Annotated in this window: 19 protein-coding genes; 8 read left to right on the plus strand and 11 right to left on the minus strand. The window is 39.8% G+C overall.

The window, feature by feature from the left end:
- The first annotated feature begins 18 nt into the window (after positions 1-18).
- Positions 19-1,194: a mandelate racemase/muconate lactonizing enzyme family protein gene (locus H5120_RS17435; protein WP_182675623.1), complete on the plus strand. Its 1,176-nt coding sequence runs from the start codon at positions 19-21 to the stop codon at positions 1,192-1,194.
- A gap of 94 nt (positions 1,195-1,288) precedes the next feature.
- Here the strand turns inward: H5120_RS17435 and H5120_RS17440 are convergent, their stop codons facing one another.
- From H5120_RS17440 to H5120_RS17475, 8 genes are all read right to left on the minus strand, one after another.
- A complete protein-coding gene (locus H5120_RS17440; protein ID WP_182675624.1) occupies positions 1,289-1,660 on the minus strand; it encodes a hypothetical protein in 372 nt (123 codons plus the stop codon).
- A gap of 49 nt (positions 1,661-1,709) precedes the next feature.
- Positions 1,710-2,549 (minus strand): amidohydrolase, encoded by an 840-nt coding sequence (locus tag H5120_RS17445; RefSeq protein WP_182675625.1) that lies wholly within the window; start codon positions 2,547-2,549, stop codon positions 1,710-1,712.
- The gene (locus tag H5120_RS17450; protein ID WP_182675626.1) at positions 2,546-3,274 is read right to left on the minus strand and encodes an SDR family NAD(P)-dependent oxidoreductase; all 729 of its coding nucleotides are present in this window, start codon (positions 3,272-3,274) and stop codon (positions 2,546-2,548) included. Before H5120_RS17450 ends, H5120_RS17445 begins: the two co-directional genes overlap by 4 nt.
- A 21-nt stretch (positions 3,275-3,295) precedes the next feature.
- Positions 3,296-3,784 carry a peptidylprolyl isomerase gene (locus H5120_RS17455; protein ID WP_002957860.1) on the minus strand — a complete coding sequence of 163 codons (489 nt, stop codon included), beginning with the start codon at positions 3,782-3,784 and terminating at the stop codon, positions 3,296-3,298.
- Positions 3,785-3,850: 66 nt separating this feature from the next.
- Positions 3,851-5,320: a LysM peptidoglycan-binding domain-containing protein gene (locus tag H5120_RS17460; RefSeq protein WP_182675627.1), complete on the minus strand. Its 1,470-nt coding sequence runs from the start codon at positions 5,318-5,320 to the stop codon at positions 3,851-3,853.
- Between the two features lie 55 nt (positions 5,321-5,375).
- Positions 5,376-6,398 carry an MBL fold metallo-hydrolase gene (locus H5120_RS17465; RefSeq protein ID WP_182675628.1) on the minus strand — a complete coding sequence of 341 codons (1,023 nt, stop codon included), beginning with the start codon at positions 6,396-6,398 and terminating at the stop codon, positions 5,376-5,378.
- Between the two features lie 63 nt (positions 6,399-6,461).
- Positions 6,462-6,767 (minus strand): cell division protein ZapA, encoded by a 306-nt coding sequence (locus H5120_RS17470; RefSeq protein ID WP_182675629.1) that lies wholly within the window; start codon positions 6,765-6,767, stop codon positions 6,462-6,464.
- On the minus strand, positions 6,767-6,997 hold the full coding sequence (locus H5120_RS17475; RefSeq protein WP_182675630.1) for a cell division protein ZapB: 231 nt from the start codon (positions 6,995-6,997) through the stop codon (positions 6,767-6,769). The genes H5120_RS17470 and H5120_RS17475 overlap by 1 nt, the downstream gene beginning before the upstream one ends.
- Before the next feature lie 238 nt (positions 6,998-7,235).
- On the opposite strand from H5120_RS17475, the gene H5120_RS17480 reads away from it, so the two are divergent.
- Positions 7,236-8,075: a 23S rRNA (adenine(2030)-N(6))-methyltransferase RlmJ gene (locus H5120_RS17480; RefSeq protein ID WP_182671457.1), complete on the plus strand. Its 840-nt coding sequence runs from the start codon at positions 7,236-7,238 to the stop codon at positions 8,073-8,075.
- 107 nt (positions 8,076-8,182) lie between these two features.
- Here H5120_RS17480 and H5120_RS17485 read toward each other — a convergent pair whose 3' ends face one another.
- The 3 genes from H5120_RS17485 to H5120_RS17495 form a co-directional block, all read right to left on the minus strand.
- On the minus strand, positions 8,183-9,001 hold the full coding sequence (locus H5120_RS17485) for an META domain-containing protein (protein ID WP_182675631.1): 819 nt from the start codon (positions 8,999-9,001) through the stop codon (positions 8,183-8,185).
- A gap of 121 nt (positions 9,002-9,122) precedes the next feature.
- On the minus strand, positions 9,123-9,689 hold the full coding sequence (locus H5120_RS17490; RefSeq protein WP_007586451.1) for a PhnA domain-containing protein: 567 nt from the start codon (positions 9,687-9,689) through the stop codon (positions 9,123-9,125).
- A gap of 78 nt (positions 9,690-9,767) precedes the next feature.
- Positions 9,768-10,517 carry an ABC transporter substrate-binding protein gene (locus H5120_RS17495; protein WP_182675632.1) on the minus strand — a complete coding sequence of 250 codons (750 nt, stop codon included), beginning with the start codon at positions 10,515-10,517 and terminating at the stop codon, positions 9,768-9,770.
- Positions 10,518-10,666: 149 nt separating this feature from the next.
- Between H5120_RS17495 and H5120_RS17500 the strand changes: the two genes are divergently transcribed.
- From H5120_RS17500 to H5120_RS17525, 6 genes are all read left to right on the plus strand, one after another.
- On the plus strand, positions 10,667-11,932 hold the full coding sequence (locus tag H5120_RS17500) for an HDOD domain-containing protein (RefSeq protein WP_182675633.1): 1,266 nt from the start codon (positions 10,667-10,669) through the stop codon (positions 11,930-11,932).
- A gap of 2 nt (positions 11,933-11,934) precedes the next feature.
- On the plus strand, positions 11,935-12,549 hold the full coding sequence (locus tag H5120_RS17505; RefSeq protein WP_182671454.1) for a paraquat-inducible protein A: 615 nt from the start codon (positions 11,935-11,937) through the stop codon (positions 12,547-12,549).
- A gap of 94 nt (positions 12,550-12,643) precedes the next feature.
- Positions 12,644-13,006 (plus strand): hypothetical protein, encoded by a 363-nt coding sequence (locus H5120_RS17510; protein WP_259397853.1) that lies wholly within the window; start codon positions 12,644-12,646, stop codon positions 13,004-13,006.
- Between the two features lie 112 nt (positions 13,007-13,118).
- Positions 13,119-14,495 carry a TolC family protein gene (locus tag H5120_RS17515; protein ID WP_182675634.1) on the plus strand — a complete coding sequence of 459 codons (1,377 nt, stop codon included), beginning with the start codon at positions 13,119-13,121 and terminating at the stop codon, positions 14,493-14,495.
- Positions 14,485-16,038, plus strand: coding sequence for an efflux RND transporter periplasmic adaptor subunit (locus tag H5120_RS17520; RefSeq protein ID WP_182675635.1), 1,554 nt, complete (start codon positions 14,485-14,487; stop codon positions 16,036-16,038). Before H5120_RS17515 ends, H5120_RS17520 begins: the two co-directional genes overlap by 11 nt.
- An 8-nt stretch (positions 16,039-16,046) precedes the next feature.
- Complete coding sequence (locus H5120_RS17525; RefSeq protein ID WP_182675636.1) at positions 16,047-19,166, plus strand: efflux RND transporter permease subunit; 3,120 nt, start codon at positions 16,047-16,049, stop codon at positions 19,164-19,166.
- Positions 19,167-19,178: the final 12 nt, after the last annotated feature.

Genomic DNA, 19,178 nt, shown 5'->3' on the forward strand with positions numbered 1-19,178 from the left:
GGTTAATAAGGAATTTTAATGAAAGTAAATCGCGTTGAAGTATTTGATATTCACTGTCCTGATAGACCTTCTTGGACACCTGTGTTTGTACGTATTCATACTGACGAAGGTATTAGTGGTGTTGGCGAAGCGGGCCTTGCATACGATTTAGGTCACAGTGCTGCAGCGGCTATGATTAAGGAAATGGCCGACGCCTTTTTAATAGGCCACGACCCATTTCAAACAGAAAAACTATGGTCACGTATGTTACGTGAAAGCTTTTGGGGTTTAGGCGGCGGACCTGTTGTATATGCTGCAATGAGCGCAATTGATATCGCACTTTGGGATATAAAAGGTAAAGCGCTTGGTTTACCTGTATACCAGTTATTAGGCGGTAAAGTTAACGACAAACTACGCACTTACGCTTCGCAATTACAGTTTGACTGGGATAGCGAATTTAAAGCCCTAGTACAACCGCAAGAATATGCAGAAGCGGCTTTAAAGGCGATGGCCGAAGGTTACGATGCAGTAAAAGTAGATCCAATTCAGTACGATAAAGACGGCAATACTTATTACGACCGTACAAAAATAATCTCACGCACTGAAATGAAGCTATACCGTGCACGTATGCAAGCTATTCGCGAAGCAGTAGGCGACGAAGTGGATATTATTTTTGAATGCCACAGTTTACCAGGCGTGACAACAGCCATTCAGTTGGGTGAAATTGCAGAAGAATTTGACTGTATGTACTTTGAAGAGCCAGTTAACTACCTAAACCATTCATTGCATGCAAAAGTAGCAGATAAAGTTAATGTGCCAATTGCTGGTGGTGAACGTTTGTATAATCGCTGGGGTGTGCGCCCGTACTTAGAAGATCAAAGTATTGATGTTCTGCAACCTGATATTGGTTTATGTGGTGGCTTTACCGAAACTAAAAAAGTATGTGATTACGCAGATATCTTTGATGTGCGTATTCAAGCTCACGTATGTGGCGGGCCTGTTGCAACAGCAGCATCACTGCACTTAGAAACGGCTATCCCTAACTTTTTGATTCATGAGCACCACACTTATGCGATTAAAAAGTGGAACCGCGAGTTATGTTTACAAGACCCACAACCTAAAAATGGTTTCTTTGAAGTGTCAGAAGAGCCAGGGTTGGGTATTGAATTAAATGATGAGATTGTTATGCGTTCTCAACGCGTAGAAATAAAATAATAGTCTTTTAACCTAACTTTAGGTCATGCATTAAAAAACCGGTAAGTGATTAGTCACTTACCGGCTTTTAGTTGTTTGGTAAAGTTTTAGCTTGTTATAACTCGTTAATTCTACATTCTACGTCTTTAAGCTCAATAGTGGCTTTACTATCAAGGTGGCGTATATAGCATTGCTTGCCTTTAATCATCAATTCAAACTGATCGGGTGTATTGCGACTTTGCGTGTCGATAATATTATTACCATCCACATTGCTAAGGGTTACTGTGCTGCTGGTAGTAAATACATTCTCAGCTAATTGAGTTTCTTGTATATGTACAAGTGTTTTAATTGCTTTGCTAACGGCTGCTTTATTTGGCTTTGCCAGTAGAGCATGTTGCAGCTTAGGTGTCGGATCTGGATTTTGAGATATGCAGCCATTGAGAAAAAACGCAGAAAATACAACGATTAGTAAAAAGGACATTTTCATAAATTGGCCGTATTATTATAAAAAGAGAGTTTAATATAACTAGTTTTACTTAAACTTGGTAGTAGTGCTTAGCGTTTGCATAGCTAAGGTCATGCCATGTCTTATCGTTTGAGCATAACGCCTTATGGGAGTGCCATAGAGTGTTGTAGCTTGTATTTATTTGGCACACAGGAAAGTTGCTTGCAAACATAATACGCTGCTGGCCAAAGTGATTAAAAAGGATATTAAAACACGCTGCTTGTTGCTCACTGGTAAGTTGTAGTAATTCAAAACCAGAGAATTTAATTGCTATGTTGTCGTGCTGAGCAAGTAACTCAGCACCTTGTTGCCAGTCATTTAAATTACTTGGCAGTCCTGCATGATTAATTATAATTTGAAGCTGCGGTAGCTGCTTAGCGTAGTAAGCTATTTGTTTGGTTATTTCGCTATTTTCAATATCAAATTGAGCTTCAAAATGCAGTTTATTTGTAGCCAATAAATTAAGGTTATTAATACAATGAGGGCTTTTTAGTCTCACTGCATTATCTTCTTCGGTTATATCTCTTATACCACAAAGGCTTGAATGAGCCAGTGCATTTAGCGCGTGATTAAATTGCTCTGCGGGCGCATCAATTTGGTTGTAACTAATAGCCTTAAATGAAAGGTTTTTTAAATGCGAGCTTAGCCAGTTTAACTCGTTTATAGGTGATTGATTATCAAACCCAGCCTCAATGTGCACAATACCCGCAAGTTCAAAATCAGTACTTTTAACAAGTTGCTCTGCACTTATTGCTTGTTTAATTTTTTCTAGGTTAGGCCATACTGGTGGGTTTTCGCCTTGTAGCCAAGTATATTGCCCCTCGGCAAGATTAAAAAAATGCACATGAGGGTCAATAATTTGCATGCTCATTGGGCAGTGTAACCACCATCAATACTTTGTAGGCTGCCTGTTATAAAACTGGCATCATCACTTGCTAAAAAGCTCACAAGGGCAGCAACCTCATCGGCTTGACCTAATCGGTTAAGCGGTTGAAGACTTGCTTCCTCGGCAACTATTTCAGCTTTGTTTGCGCCACTGTTTGCGCAGTACGCATCTATCGCGTTATGAAATAGCGGGGTTTCTATTGTGCCAGGGCATACCGCATTTACTCTAATATTAAAGCTCGCGTAATCAAGCGCCGTTGTTTTGGCCATTGAGGCAAGGGCATGTTTTGTTAGGTTATACGCAAAAGAGTTTTGCTTACCTATAATTGCTTGATCGGATGCGACTAATATAATAGCGCCGCTATTTTGCGCTTTCATGCTTGGCAATACGCTTTGTACTGCGGCATAGGCGCCTTTAACATTAAGCGCAAAAAGTGCATCGAGAGTTTGCTCGTCGGTGCTTTCTATATTTGCGCTTAAGTGTTTTCCAGCATTAGAAACAAGTACATCAATACGTTTGCTTTGTTCACAGATAGCGTTGATGCAGCTTTGTACCGCCGATACATCACTTACATCACACTGATGAAATATACCAGTTTCGCTTGGCTCTATATCAAGGTTATGTACTTTATAGCCATTACTTAGAAAACGCTTTACAACGGCTAGACCAATTCCTTTTGTACCACCTGTAACTATTGCAACTTTAGACATACTTACTTCCTTTATTGCTAACTAGTGAGAGTGACCGCAGCCGCCTTCAGCGTGCACATGTCCGTGAGAAACTTCTTCACTCGTCGCTTCACGTACAGATACAACTTCAACGTCAAACGTTAGTGTTTTGCCCGCAAATGGGTGGTTTAAATCACAATCTGCGTTAAAACGACCAACCTTAACTATAGTAACCTGATGACGACCTTGGTTAGAGCTAACCATTGCTGTCATACCTGGTTTCCATACTTTAACGTCGCCTTGTAGGTGCTTAAGCGGAATACGTTGAATTAAGTCATCAACACGCTCGCCGTACGATTCACTTGGCTCTAGAGTTACACTAAATTTTTCGCCAGCTTCTTTACCTTCAAGTGCTTTTTCTAAACCAGGAAGCATGCCTTCGCTGCCATGAATGTAAGTAAGTGGCGCTTCGTTTGTGCTACTTTCAATTTGCTCGCCCGCTTCGCTAAGGGTGTAATGAAATTCAACTGCTGAATTTTTGCTAATTTGCATGCTTGTCTCTTCAAATAATAACTATGTTAGGGCGCAATTTTACGCGAAATATACGTGTTTATAAACTTAACGTGGCTGATTTAGTGTTTTTTGTAAATCTAGCAGTAAATCTTTTTTTATTGGTGCTGCTTTTTGCTTTTCAGCCTGTGGTATAAACAGTACTAATTGAGTGCCAGGCTTTAAAATACTTGATGCAGAGAGTTTGTTCCATTTTGCCAAGTCGCTATGAGGTACATCATAAAGCTGACTTATACTCCAAAGGCTATCGCCTGACTTAACTTCGTAATCTATTTCAATGGTGGGGATCGCAATCTCTTGGTGTTCTAAATAAGGGCTGATTTTGTAATCAACAGTTAATGTGCTTGGCAGGGTTTTAGGTTGTCCAACTAATAACTTTTCTCCAACACCTATTAAATTATTATTTTTATTATTAAGTTGTTTTAAAGCTTTTACAGACATACTAAAACGCCTGGCGATACTGTAAAGTGTATCGTTTTGTTTAACGATGTACTCTCCAGCAAAATTTGATTTAAAAAACTGACTTTTTAATAATGCTTCTTGTCCTATAGGTAGCAGTAAAGTATGCGGCCCATTAGGTGAGCTTTGATTTTTTAAATACCCCTGATTAATAGCATGTAACTGCTTTGAACCTATACCAGAGAGCTTAGCTATGACTGAAAAATCGAACTGCTGGCCTATATTCATCTGTGTTGTAAATGGTTTATATGCAAGCTTTGGGCGTTTAATGCCCTTTTGTGGGTGTTTAACTAAATAGCTTAAAGCGAGTAACTTGGGTACATAGTCAGCGGTTTCTTTTGGCAGACTGAGCGACCAGTAATCGGTGCTTTTACCGCGTTTTTTGTTTTTTTCGATTGCGCGTTTAACACGGCCCTCACCACTATTATAAGCGGCCAAAGCATGTAGCCAATTACCATCAAAGCGTTTATGTAAGTAACTTAAGTAATCAAGTGCAGCATCGGTTGAAGCAAGTACGTCTTGGCGCCCGTCATACCATTGATCTGATTTAACACCAAAGTGATGCGCCGTTGCGCCAACTAATTGCCAAACACCAACAGCTTGCTGTGATGAGGCTATTGTTGGTCTAAAATCGCTTTCTACAAATGGTAGTAAAGCGAGCTCCATAGGTAATTGCTTTTGCTCAATTTTTTTTACGATGTGATACAGATAAGGCGCTGCGCGTTTGCTCACCGTTTGTAAGTAGTTAGGTTGCTTTGCATACCAGCTGATACGCTTTTTTAAGGCGCGATTTTGATAAATCGTAAAGTGTAGATTATTGGCTATATGCACCCACAGATCGGTGGTTTTAGGTGGGCGCTTTTTTACGATTGTTTTTTTGAATTGAAGTGGCGTAACTATCTCATTAACTTGAGGCGTTTGAGCTATTTCCTCGTCAGTATCATAAGTATAGTCAGGCTCAAAATGAGTAAATATTTGTGGAGCTTCTTGTGGTTCTTGCTCCGTTGATTGACAACCAAATAACAAAACACCCAAACAACATAAAACCAAACTGCGCATAGTGATCACTTTTGTAAATTCCTTTTATTATTTTAACACAATCCGTTGTGTTGAGTTATTCCGCGCTTTTTACGCGATTTAGGCCTGCTTGTAAAAAAAAGTTACTCGATTTTATATTAAGCGCTTCTTGTTTATAGGGCTCAATAACTGATTCAGGAAACGACAGCATTAATTGCTCAATACTTTGATCTTTATTGTTTTTAACATGCTCTGTTATGGCTGTTAAAAATGATAGTGGCTGTTTCAGCTGCTCTTTTGTTAATGTGCCGCCGTGGCCCGGTATAATAATAGCGAGCTTTTCGTCGTTAATATATTGCTTAAGCAACGTTTGCCAACTTTTAAGTTCGCCGTGACCAGGGTAAGGAAGCCAGTCAACGATATCGCCACCAATCAGTACACTGCCATTATTAGTAGTAATAGTTAAATCACCGTTAGTGTGCGCTTGCTGCGGCTCAAGCGTTACCTCAAAACCACCAAGGTCGATAACTTTACGACTATCAATTACTATTTCGGGTTGGCTAAGCTGATACTCCTGCCAGCGAAAAAATCGCTTTTTTGCAAGCTTTAACTTATCACGCCATTTAGCTTGCTCTTCTTTGGGTACATTCGCTAACCGTTGGTAGCTCAGCTCAATGCTCTTTTCATAGGTGTCTAGTTTGTCGGTATATGCTGTTTGGTAAAGGCTAAAATTTTTATTTACTTGCTGATGAACAACGAGCTTGGCATCAGGATAAAAATTTTGCATAACCGCCATACCTAGCAAGTGATCGTCATGGTAATGCGTGGCAACCAAATAGCATAAAGGTGTTTTAAGGCGTTTTTTTAAATCTTCAGCAAGTTGTTCAACTGCAGCAAAATTGGCACTCGTATCAACCAGTAGGGCACATTTTTCGCCTTCAATTAATACTTGGTTAGAGTCGTAAAAGCGAAGCTTGTCTTGTTGCTTTAAAAACTGAATATGAGGGTTTATTGTATTCCAAATAACGGCAGCGTAGGTGCTAGGTGCTATTGATAGTAAAGTACATGACAATAGTAAGTGCTTACATGAAGAGGTTATGTTTGAAAGTTTTAACTTCATTTATTATCTCTACGCTGAGGTTTAATTACTTTAATAATAAACAAAAAGCGCAGTATGCGCTTTTTATTTTTGGTTTTTGGGGTCATTTGCCAAATGCTGACTGAGTTTATCAATCAATTGGTCTTGATGCTGTTGTTCAACTGTAGCCTGTGTTTTTGCTTCTAGCAATTCGTGGCTTAAGTTTAATGCTGCCATTAGTAGGGCTTTTTGATCGTTTCTAACGGTTGAGCGTTGTTTCATTTGCTCAACTAAGTCATTTAGATTTTTAGCTGCTGCTATTAATGCATCTTCCTGCCCTTCGGGGCAAGCAAATTGCTGCTCTTTACCTAGCAACTCAACAGTGACCCGCTGGTTTTGCAGCTCAGACATTAGCTAGCCTGTTGTGCGCTTTGTAATTTATCAAGAAGACCAGATAAAGTAGTGCTGGCATCTTTTTGCTTTTCTTCATTTTCTAAAGCTTCAAGCTGTAGTAATTCGTTTTCATCGCTTAGTTTAGTGTTCTGTTCTTTTAAAGTAGCAACATCTATTTGTAATTGATTATTACGTTCGATTAAAGAATCGATCAGTTGTTCGAGTTGTTGAAGAGTAGTGTTGTTCATAAAGGCGCTCATATAACTGTAATTAATGTCATGCAAATGTAAAGCAAAGTGTGTTGATTTGCCAGCATTTACGGTAGTTTTAGCTGATTTTTCTTCTGTGTTAAGGGATAATTCAGCATATGAGCTTTTTCATTCAGAAATGGTTCACTTTAACACTCTCTTATCTTGGTGTGAGTTGCCAAAGCCTAGTGCTTATGGTTCACTTACGATATTAAATTGCGTATGGCGAAAATAAATAATGCTTAGTTACAGACACTCATTTCATGCGGGTAATCCTGCCGATGTACTTAAACATTTAGTACTGGCACAAGTACTAAATTACCAAACAATTAAAGATAAACCGCTTGATTATATAGACACGCATTCAGGTGCTGGCTTTTTTGAACTGGCAGCTGCTGATGCGCAAAAAACGCAAGAGTATCAAGATGGTATTGAAAAACTTTGGCAACATAAAAGTGAACATGCTGAGCTTAATGAGTACATTGAATTAATTAAGTCATTTAACGACACTGACGAACTTGCATTTTATCCGGGTTCACCAAAAATTGCAGAGCATTACTTGCGCCGCCAAGATAAGGGTTGGTTTTTTGAACTGCACCCGCGCGATTTATTATTACTTGAAGAAAATATGCAAGGTAAGCGCTCCATTCGTGTGCGCGGAGAAGATGGCTTTACCGGCTTAGTAGGATTATTACCACCAGCATCTCGCAGAGCGTGTGTGTTAATTGACCCTCCGTACGAAATTAAAGATGACTACGAAACGGTTGTAAAAACCTTAGTTAAAGCTCATCAGCGTTTTGCTACAGGTACTTATATGATTTGGTATCCGGTAGTAGACAGGGAGCGCATTGATAATATGGAGCAGGGCTTAATTGATTCAGGAATGCGCAACATTCAGCTATTTGAATTAGGCACTGAAGCGGACACTGACGTACACGGCATGACAGCATCTGGCATGATTGTGATTAACCCTCCATGGAAGCTAAAGCAAACAATGGATGCAATAATGCCTGAACTTGTTGATTTGTTGAGTGAGCCAAGTGGTTTTTACAGAAGTGAACAACTCGTTGATGAGTAGCTTTAAATAGTGCTTACAATGAATGATAAAATGCCCAGTTTTGCTGGGCATTTTATTTAAAATCAATACGAATGTGTTAGGTAACACATATATTAGGGAGCTAAATATTAATTAAAATAAACTGCGTTAAAAGTAGCAAGCGTATTACCGCTGTTGTTTTTAAGTTTTAGTGACTCGCCTGTAATTTCCCACTTTGAAGTATTGTTAAGTACGTTAGACATAGCTGCCTCTTGGTCCATATTCTCCGAACACATCTTTTTTGTACTCGCTAACTGACTAAGTGTAATTGTGTGCTGCTCGGTGCTATAACTTCCGCTAAAATTATTACAGCCTAAAAAGCCATTAACACGGTAGTCTTTATCGAACTGAATAAACGGCTCTTTAGTTGTAACATTTACTGTTTGAGCATTGATTGTTATTGCTTTCCAGTACGTGTTTGTAAGCGTTACGTCTGGCTTTTCAACGGATACTTTTGAAAGCTCAATTTTATAAGGGCCAGTTAGCTGTGATTCTCTAAATGGGTCGTTATTTGTGGTACTTGTGTAAAGTACTTTGTCTTTATTTATGATTCTGGCGCTTAGGCTATAGCGGTGTTTATCGTTAACTTTACTGGCATCATAAGTTAGCTCTACAGTAAATGGTGGGGCTTGGGTAATATCAATCACTTCTTGGGTTATTATATCTGCTTTTACATCCATTTTAGATACATCCGAAAGCGTAACTATTAACTGTGAACCGGGGCGAAGCATACTGCGATCTTTGTAGCTAACTTGGGTAGTTAGAGTCGATATTGATTTTGCTTGCTCTGTATTTTCAGTCGGCTTTGTTTGTTGATCACAACCGGTTATAGCAAAAGCGCTCAGTGCTAATAAACTAAGTCCTGTAAGTGCTTTTTTACGTGAATGTACTGCTTGATGCGTTTCCATGTTTGTTATCCTTACTCAATATTATCCCCCTAGTGTATTACCTAGTGACTTAATCATTCCTTAACTTATTTTAAACATAAAAAAAGGCGCATTAGCGCCTTTAATAATTAAAAACAAACGATTATTTTTTAACAAACTTAGTTAAAATAACTATGCGCTGGCCGTCAACTCGCCCTTCAATATGTTCAGGGTTGCTGGTTAGGCCAATATTACGAACAGCTGTTCCACGTTTAGCTGTAAGGCTACTACCTTTAACGTCTAAGTCTTTAATTAGGGTAACAGTATCGCCTGCTTGAAGTACTACACCGTTGCTATCTACATGCTTTAAATCGTCATCTTCAGCAAGTGCTTTTTTAGCCCACGTTAGCGTGTCTTCTTCAAGGTAAATCATGTCTAGCGCATCTTGTGCCCAGCCATTATCAGGCGCTAAACGCGAAAGCATTCTGTAAGCTACAACTTGTACTGCAGGAGTTTGGCTCCACATGCTATCGTTTAAACAGTGCCAATGCGTAGGCGTTATTTCGCTGTTATTCTCGATTTGATCTTTACATGTTTGACACGTGTAAATACATTTATCTGAGTGGGTTTCAGTTACCGGTGGTACTTCATAAACAGATAAGTTCTCGGTGGCTGCACACAATTCACATTGATTATTACTACGTTCGATTAAGGCTTTTTCAATACTCATGGGGCTCTTTCTGATTCTGGTCGAGTTAACATTTGCTGCTATTATACTCCAAAACACGAGCTCTGCGCCATTAGTCCCTTAATTTTGTGTGGGTATATTACTCATATACTTATCTTCAATAGTTTTTATATATCCTTGAGCGTGAAGGTTTTTAATTGCTAGGTTTATTTGGGGCAATAATTCTTTATGTTTGCTCAATAAGCGAATTCTTAAAAAACCATGGGAATGCTGTGCGCCAAAGGCAATGTTTATCCCTAACTGCTTTGCCCAATAGAGCGCAGTTAACTTACCTACTAGTGCCGCTTCTACACGGTTTCTTGATAGGGCTGTCATAAGTTCTTTTTCGGATGGAAAGTCAACACGCTCAAAGGTGTTGTCATTAAAGTAATAGTAACCTAGTACCGTTCCTATATTTTTACCCTTCAAGCTATCAGCGCTTTGCCAATGCTGGGCATTTTTAGGCAAGGTAACAATCATTTCTGTGGCATAAATAAGCGGCTCTGAAAAAACATAACGAGGGTCATTTCTCTCACTCTTAGAGAGCCATTCTAATGAAATAACATCAAAATCGATTATTTCATCTTGTAAATATTTGGTAATACGCTTTGTAGGTAGGCCGATATGAGAAGCTGCAATATTGGCATCATCGAGTACTTTTTCAATAATTTCGGGTAATATGCCAGGCTTTTCTGGATCATTTGTATAATATGGATAATGACTCCCTGACGCGCTAACATTATATTTGAGAGGAGTAGGGTTAATGCTGGCATAGCTAAAAAATACAAATAGCAGAGGGCTCAGTACTAATAACCGAATAAAGTTAGTCAAATCTCTACCTTTTATATTAATATTTTATATTAGTGTTGTGTAATTTTAACATTTTTGCAATGACGACTATATTTATCTTATGCGTGTTGCATTAAAGTACACATATTATTGGCTGTTTTGCCATCTTTTATTTATAGGTTTTGAGCCAAGTGAAATTACATAACATACCTGATGAAGTACAAAAAATAACTCAGTTTGTTGCGCGGCAACCTATTTTTGATATAGACCAGAATGTTTTCTCGTACGAATTGCTTTATAGAGACTCAGCCAATAATGCGTTTCCTGCAGGCACTTCTGATGTCCATGCGACAAGCCGCCTATTTTTTAATGCTTTAATGTTGGTTGGTTTAGATAGACTTACCGCACATCATTTAGCTTTTATAAACTTGTCATCAGAAACTATTCTCGATAACTTCCCCAAACTTTTATTGCCAGAAAATAGTGTTATTGAAATAGTGGAGCGCACGGGTAATATTCCTGCGGTGGCTGAGCGTGTGCAAGAACTTAAAAAAGAAGGCTATGTTTTTGCACTTGATGATTACGATGGCGATCCAAAATGGGAGCCACTGTTAGCACATGTTGATTACATAAAAATTGAGATAGATGATCCGGTTATTAAAACCAATATGCGCATTAAAAAAATAAAACGCGCAAATCCACATGCAAAAATAATTGTTGAACGAATAGAGACGTATGAGCAATTTAATACATTAAAATTGGCTGGCTGCGATTTATTTCAAGGGTTCTTTTTTTCTCGCCCAGAAATGATTACGTATAAAGGTGTAGAGCCTTCAAAGCTAACCGTTTTTGATCTATTACGTTTTACAGCAAAAGAAACACTTTGCTTTAAAGAAGTTCATCAACGAGTGGCCAGGGATGTCGCCATAACAGCGAGGGTTTTAAAGCTAGCTAACGCGCGTTCAGGCAAAGCAAATTTAGTCATTACGTCTATTTCACAAGCGGTTATTTATTTAGGTGAGGACACAATAAGACAATTTGTTCGCGTATTAGCAATTAGTGAGTTGGGGGTCGAAAAACCAACCGAATTAACTAAGCTTGCTTTAACGCGGGCTCAATTTATGTCGCTAATATTGGAGCAAAATAATAAAGAGTTGACCGAGCAAGGGTATCTGGTGGGTTTGTTCTCGGTGCTTGATGCTATTTTAGATGCTGAATTAAAAGACATAGTTAAAGAGTTTACTTTAGATGCTGCAATATCTGATGCGTTACTATTAGAGAGCGGCATTTTAGGGAACTGTTTATCGCTTATAAAAGAGTTTGAATTAGATAATATAGATGAAGCTATGGTCCATTTGGCCAACATAAACTCAGAGCTGCATATTGGCGATATATTTAATTTTTTATTGGATGCTGTTTTATACAGTGATGACATTATTGAGGCAATAGCAGAATAAATATGCGTAATTGGTTGTCGGTTATAAGTGTAGTGGTTGCTCTTTGTTTATTGTTTCCTGGTATTACAAAACCAGTATTAACAATAGAGGGCAACATAGATAAATCAAAATTAGCGCAGGCGGGCATTGAAATGCTTGCTGAAGAGGGCGATGGTCGGACTCGTAGCATGCTAATGATGTTCTCAAATATGCTAGGGCTTGATAAGTTAGAGGGCGAGATTAGCGCCTATAACAAAACACAAAGTATTTTAGGCACAGTTAAAGAGCTTGCTAGTAATAATAATTTATTTGTAGCTGCTTTAGTGGGGTTGTTTTCTATTGTTATTCCAAGCTTGAAGCTGCTATTACAATTGCTTTATTGTTGCCTACCTTTGAATGGGTTGAAGCAAAAGCTCGGTCTGGTTATTTGTGCATTAAGTAAGTGGAGCATGGTTGATGTATTTGTTATTGCATTAATAGTGACTTACCTAGCAGGTAACGCTCATGGTAAAAGTGGTGAGCTACTTGTTATGAATGCACAATTTGGTGAGGGCTTTTGGTATTTTAGCGCATATTGTATATTTGCAATTATAGCGAGTAACTTAATTAAAACACCTGATAAACCGCAGTCTACATAATTAAAGTATTTGTGGTTGCCGTTAGGTTATCTTACAATCATTTTAAAATTTATTAAAAGGCATAATGTTGCAACGTTTTTACTCTAGTTTACTCATGATAACTTTACTGATCACTTTTGTGGGTCAGGCAGTTGCGTCTGTAGCTATGGTATGCGAAATGCCACATATGCCAACGAAAACAGCAATGCATGCCCAAATGCCAATGACACAAAGTAGTGATACAACAGCTGTCGCTAGCATGTCTGAAAATATGATGCAGATGGATTGTTGCGACGACGAAAGTACGCCACAAAATGATTGCAAATGCCCTATCAGTGGCTGCGCTGCTAATTCAATGCTTAATGTTGATACTTTATTTAGCGTTACTTTACTTGAATCTGAAAAAGTAAATATAAGTGTATTTACTACACAAATTAATATACCTCGTTCACTTTACCGCCCTCCTATGTCTGCTTAATAGCAGGATAGGTGTATGTAAAAATTGCGGTAACCCCGTTTATTGGTAATTCCTAAACACCTTTTTTGCTTCCTAATTTAAGAATTTCTTTTATTTTTAGATGGAGCAGGTGATGAACCACGCTGTAAGTATTAAAGCCGTATTATGTAGTGTTGTGTTTTTTAGCACAGCTGTTGATGCGCAAAACAATTCAAATAACCTAAATATCGATACGCTAAAGCAAGCCCGCAATGAGCAAACGCTTAGCTTAACGCAAGCGCTTAATTATGCACTAACGCATGAGCCATGGCTAAAAGCGAGTGACTACCAAGAAGATGCCGCAATAGCGCAAAGTATTGCCGCAGGCACCTTACCCGATCCTGTTTTAACGGTTGGCTTACTTAACTTACCTACTAACGGTTATGCGTTTGATCAAGAAGGGATGACGCAGCTTAAAGTCGATTTGAGCCAAAAGTTTAGCCGAGGGAATAGTTTAGCGCTTAAACAAAAGGCATTAGCTCAGTCTGCTCAACAATACCCTTGGCAGCGCGCCGATCGCTTAGCACAAGTAAAAGCAATTGTGATTGAGTCGTGGTTAAACGCGTATCGTGCTCAGCGAAGTATTGCTTTAATTGAGCAAGATAAAGGGCTATTTACTCAGCTTATTGAAGTTACCGAAGCAAGCTACGCAAGTACCTTAGGTAAAACACGCCAGCAAGATATTATTCGTGCGCAATTAGAGCTCACTCGCCTTGAAGATAAGCTGGTTATGCTTGAGCAGCAATTTGAAAGTGCTAAAAACCGTTTAGCACAGTGGTTACCTATGAATATGCTTATGCAGCCTTTAAATGCCGAATTTACTAAAACCACAGGGCTGGTTGATTTTGCAAACCTTGAATTTGATAAATTAATACAGTTGCTTATGGCGCATCCCGCAATTATTGCGATAGACAAAACCGCCACCGCAAAGCAAACCGAAGTTGCACTCGCCAAGCAAAGTTACAAACCTCAAATGGGCGTTAATGTGGGTTATGGTTATCGAGATGATACGCCGATGGGGGAGTCGCGAGCTGATTTACTTTCAGTAGGATTTAGCATTGATTTGCCATTGTTTACTGATAACAGACAAGATCAACAGGTTAAATCGGCTATTGCTAGTGCAGAAGCTACTAAAACACAAAAGCTGGTGGCGCTTCAAAAACTCAAAGGCATGTACTTTAAGGAGTTTAGCCAACTCGCTCGTTTGCAAAAACGCGATGCGCTTTATCAAAATACGTTATTACCGCAAATGTCAGAGCAATCTCAAGCAACACTAAATGCTTATACGCGCGACGATGGGGATTTTTCTGACGTGATGCGCGCGCGCATTAGTGAGCTTAACGCCAAAATAGACGCGCTTAATATTCAAGTAGATCAGCATATTATTACCGCTCGCCTTAATTATTATGCAAGTAGCTTAGACCCCCAAGTAATGAGCGATAAAACTGGAGAATTACATAATGAATACTAATTTAAAGTTACTTGTTGCTGCCTTAGTTGGTGCGGGCGCATTTGCGTTAATTGGCGCCTTAGTGATGCAGTTTTTACCTAGCAGCTCGGCGTTGCATGAACAGCAAAGTGCTGAAAAACAGCCCTTATATTGGGTAGCCCCTATGGATAGTAATTACAGGCGTGACGCGCCAGGGCTGTCGCCAATGGGAATGGATTTAGTCCCTGTATATGAAAACGATAGCAACGCTCAGGATGGACCAGGTGCAGTAACTATTTCGCCTGCAGTCATTAATAACTTGGGTGTAAGAACTGCCAAAGTAGAGCTTAAAACACTTCACAGCGATATAAATACTGTGGGGTATGTGCAATATAACCAAGACCAACTTATTCACATTCATCCGCGTGTAGAGGGCTGGATTGAAAGCTTGTACGTTAAAGCGCAAGGAGCACAAGTTAAAGCCGGTGAGCCTTTATATACTTTGTATTCACCACAATTGGTGAATGCACAGGAAGAGTTTTTATTGGCGGTTAATCGTAATAATACCGTGTTAATTCGCGCTGCAAAGGCGCGTTTAGAGTCGTTAAATGTATCTGATGGATTTATCGAGCGCTTACAAAAAAATAAAAAGATAATGCAAAACATTACTTTTTACGCAAAGCAAAGTGGTGTGGTAGATGAGCTAACAGTACGAGAAGGCTTTTACGTTAAACCAGGCACATCAATGATGAGTATTGCTCAGCTTGATGAAATTTGGGTAGAGGCAGAAGTATTCGAGCGCCAATCAGAACAAGTGAGCGTTGGTTTACCTGTAACAATGACGCTTGATTACTTAAAAGGTCAAAAGTGGGAAGGTAAGGTTGATTACATTTACCCCGCGCTTGATGCTAAAAACCGGACTCTGCGTGTAAGACTCAGGTTTGAAAATACAGATCATCGGTTAAAACCAAATATGTTTGCACAAGTGAGCATTCACGCTAAAGCGAGTAAAGCGCAATTTACAGTCCCTAAAGAAGCGGTAATTCGCACGCAGCATCAAAACCGTGTGGTTATTGCATTAGGTGAGGGTCGTTTTAAATCGGTAGAAGTCGAAGTTGGGCAAATTAATAGTAATGAAGCGGTCATTTTGTCAGGTGTGACGACAGGTGACACGGTAGTGACCTCAGCGCAATTTTTAATAGATTCTGAGTCAAGTAAGAGCTCCGACTTTAAACGAATGGAAATGCCTAGTTCTAGCATTAGCTCAGGTATGAGTTCGGATTCTGGTTCAGACTCAAATATGAGCATGGATATACAGCCACAAAGCGCCACGGTTAACGGCACTATTAATGCCATAGATACACAAAATCGCATTATTAATATTAGTCGAGAGGCCATTGAAAAATGGAATCGAGAACCCGCCACAATGGACTTTGTATTAGCGCCAGATATTGATATTAGTCAGTTTGAAAATGCCCAGTATATTAATTTTACTTTTAGCATTATTAACGATGAATTTGTAATTACTAAAGCGCAAAACGCAGAGCCGATTGATCATTCTACTATGCAACATAGTTCTCACTAGGAGCCATTATGATAACTGCCATTATTCGTTGGTCTGTTGGCAATCGCTTTTTTGTGTTGTTGCTTACATTTATTTTACTGGGTGGAGGATTGTTTGCACTAAAAAATACGCCCGTGGATGCCTTACCTGACTTATCTGATGTTCAGGTCATTATAAAAACTACTTACCCGGGGCAAGCGCCGCAAGTAGTGCAAGACCAAGTTACATTTCCGCTCACCACTGCAATGCTTTCTGTGCCGGGTGCACAAACTGTAAGGGGTTTTTCGTTTTTTGGTGACTCGTACGTTTACGTTATTTTTGACGAAAAAACTGATTTGTATTGGGCGCGTAGCCGAGTACAAGAATACCTAAGCCAAGCAGCAAACCGATTGCCCGATAGCGCTACGCCAGAGCTTGGCCCTGATGCAACAGGCGTAGGTTGGATTTACTTATACGCACTAATTGATAAAACAAATAAACACGATATTAGTCAGCTACGAAGCTTACAAGATTGGTTTTTAAAGTTTGAGCTACAAACTGTGCCCGGTGTATCTGAAGTGGCTGCTGTTGGTGGCATGGTTAAGCAATACCAAGTCAATGTAGAGCCTGATAAATTACGTGCATATGGTATCCCGCTTAGCCTTATTCAAACGGCGATTCAACAAGGCAACCAAGAGATGGGCGCCTCGGTAGTTGAAATGGCTGAAGCTGAATACATGGTAACAAGCACAGGCTACATTAAAAGTGTTGCCGACCTAGAAGCTATTCCGCTTGGTGTAAACGCTAATGGTACTGCGCTGCAATTGCGTGATGTAGCCGATATTAGAGTCGGGCCGCAAATGCGCCGTGGTATTGCAGAGCTTAATGGCGAAGGCGAAGTAACCGGCGGCATCGTTATTATGCGCTATGGCGAAAATGCACAAAAAACCATTGAGCTGGTAAAAGCAAAATTAGAATCGCTTAAAAAGGGATTGCCAGAGGGCGTTGAAATAGTCCCTGTGTACGATCGCTCCAACTTAATAAATAACGCGGTAGATAATCTAACAAGTAAGCTAATTGAAGAGCTGATTGTAGTTGCTTTAGTGTGTGTGGTGTTTTTGTTTCATGTGCGCTCATCATTGGTGGCAATTATTACGTTACCGCTTGGCATTTTAACGGCATTTATAATTATGTATTGGCAGGGGATTAACGCCAACATTATGTCTTTAGGAGGAATTGCAATAGCGATAGGCGCAATGACCGACGGCGCTATCGTCATGATTGAAAATATGCACAAACATATGGAAAAAACGCCACTTACCAACGAAAACCGCTGGGAAGTTGTAGCTAAATCGGCGAGTGAAGTGGGTCCTGCATTATTTTTTAGTTTATTAATTATTACCGTCAGCTTTATGCCGGTATTTATTTTAGAAGCGCAAGAAGGACGTATGTTTGCGCCACTGGCTTACACTAAAACCTATGCTATGGCGGCGTCTGCTGGGCTTGCGATTACCTTAGTGCCGGTATTAATGGGTTACTTTATTAGAGGTAAAGTTATTTCGGAGCAAAAAAATCCAGTTAACCGATTACTCGTCGCAGCGTATCGCCCACTACTTAACTGGGTGCTTAAATTTCCAAAAATGACATTGGTACTCGCGGTGGTTGTTTCTGTTATTGGCTTTTACCCGGTAAACAAAATAGGCAGTGAATTTATTCCGCCACTTGATGAGGGCGACTTAATGTATATGCCCACAACGTATCCTGGTTTATCGGTAGGTAAAGCGCGCGAAATACTACAGCAAACCGACAAGCTAATTGCCACAGTACCCGAGGTTAAAACAGTATTTGGTAAAGTTGGGCGAGCAGAAACTGCAACAGATCCTGCGCCGCTTACAATGATAGAGACGTTTATTCAGTTAAAACCAAAAGATGAATGGCGCGAGGGGATGACTCTTGAAAAACTTAAGAAAGAACTCGACGGTTTGGTTAAGTTTCCGGGGTTGACGAATGCGTGGGTAATGCCAATTAAAACACGTATTGATATGCTCGCAACCGGTATTAAAACTCCCGTGGGCATTAAAGTTGCGGGACCAAAGTTGAGTGAAATTCAAAAAATTGGTCAACAAATAGAAGTGCTTTTAAAAGATCTACAAGGCACCGCATCGGTTTATTCAGAGCGAGTAGCTGGTGGGCGTTATATAAAAGTAGATATAAATCGTGAAAAAGCGGCGCGTTATAGCTTAAACATTAGCGACGTACAGCAAGTTGTATCTACTGCAATAGGTGGTACAAACGTAACTCAAACCGTTGAAGGGCAAGAGCGCTACCCTGTTAATTTACGTTATCCGCAAGCATACAGAGACTCGCCAGAAGAGCTAATGTTGTTACCTATTGTAACGCCTACAGGGCAGCGTATAGCACTTGGTGATGTAGCTGCTGTATTTATTGAAGATGGACCGCCTGGTATAAAAAGCGAAAATGCACGTTTAAACGGTTGGAGTTTTATTGATATAGATGGCGTTGATATTGGTACTTATGTCGAGCACGCTCAGCAAGTGCTCGATAAAGACCTAATACTACCAGCTGGCTACTCAATTACGTGGGCTGGGCAGTATGAATACATGCAGCGCGCTAAAGACAAACTGACTTATGTATTACCACTTACATTAGCGATTATTATTGTGTTGCTTTATCTTAATTTTAGAAGCTTTGCTGAGGTCACTATTATTATGGCTACGTTGCCACTGGCAATGATTGGTGGCGTATGGCTAATGTATTTAGAGGGCTTTAACTTTTCAGTTGCAGTAGGTGTGGGCTTTATTGCCTTAGCTGGGGTAGCGGTAGAAATTGGGGTCATTATGTTGGTGTATTTAAACCAGGCCTATCAAGAAAAATGCATCGAAGCAGAGCAGACTGGTAAGCCACTTAGTTTAGTGCAATTACAGCAAGCTATTATTGAAGGTGCAGGGCTTCGAGTACGCCCGGTTATGATGACTGTCGCGACAATTATTATTGGCTTGCTACCTGTGCTGTATGGCACAGGCACCGGAAGCGAAGTAATGAGTCGAATAGCTGCACCTATGGTTGGCGGTATGGGCAGTGCAATTGTACTCACCTTACTTGTTATTCCTGCGGTTTACCTACTGTGGCGCAAACAAGGACTTAAATAATATAAAGCAACA

It is taken from the genome of Pseudoalteromonas sp. SR43-2 (assembly GCF_014163885.1).
Lineage (GTDB): Bacteria > Pseudomonadota > Gammaproteobacteria > Enterobacterales > Alteromonadaceae > Pseudoalteromonas > Pseudoalteromonas distincta.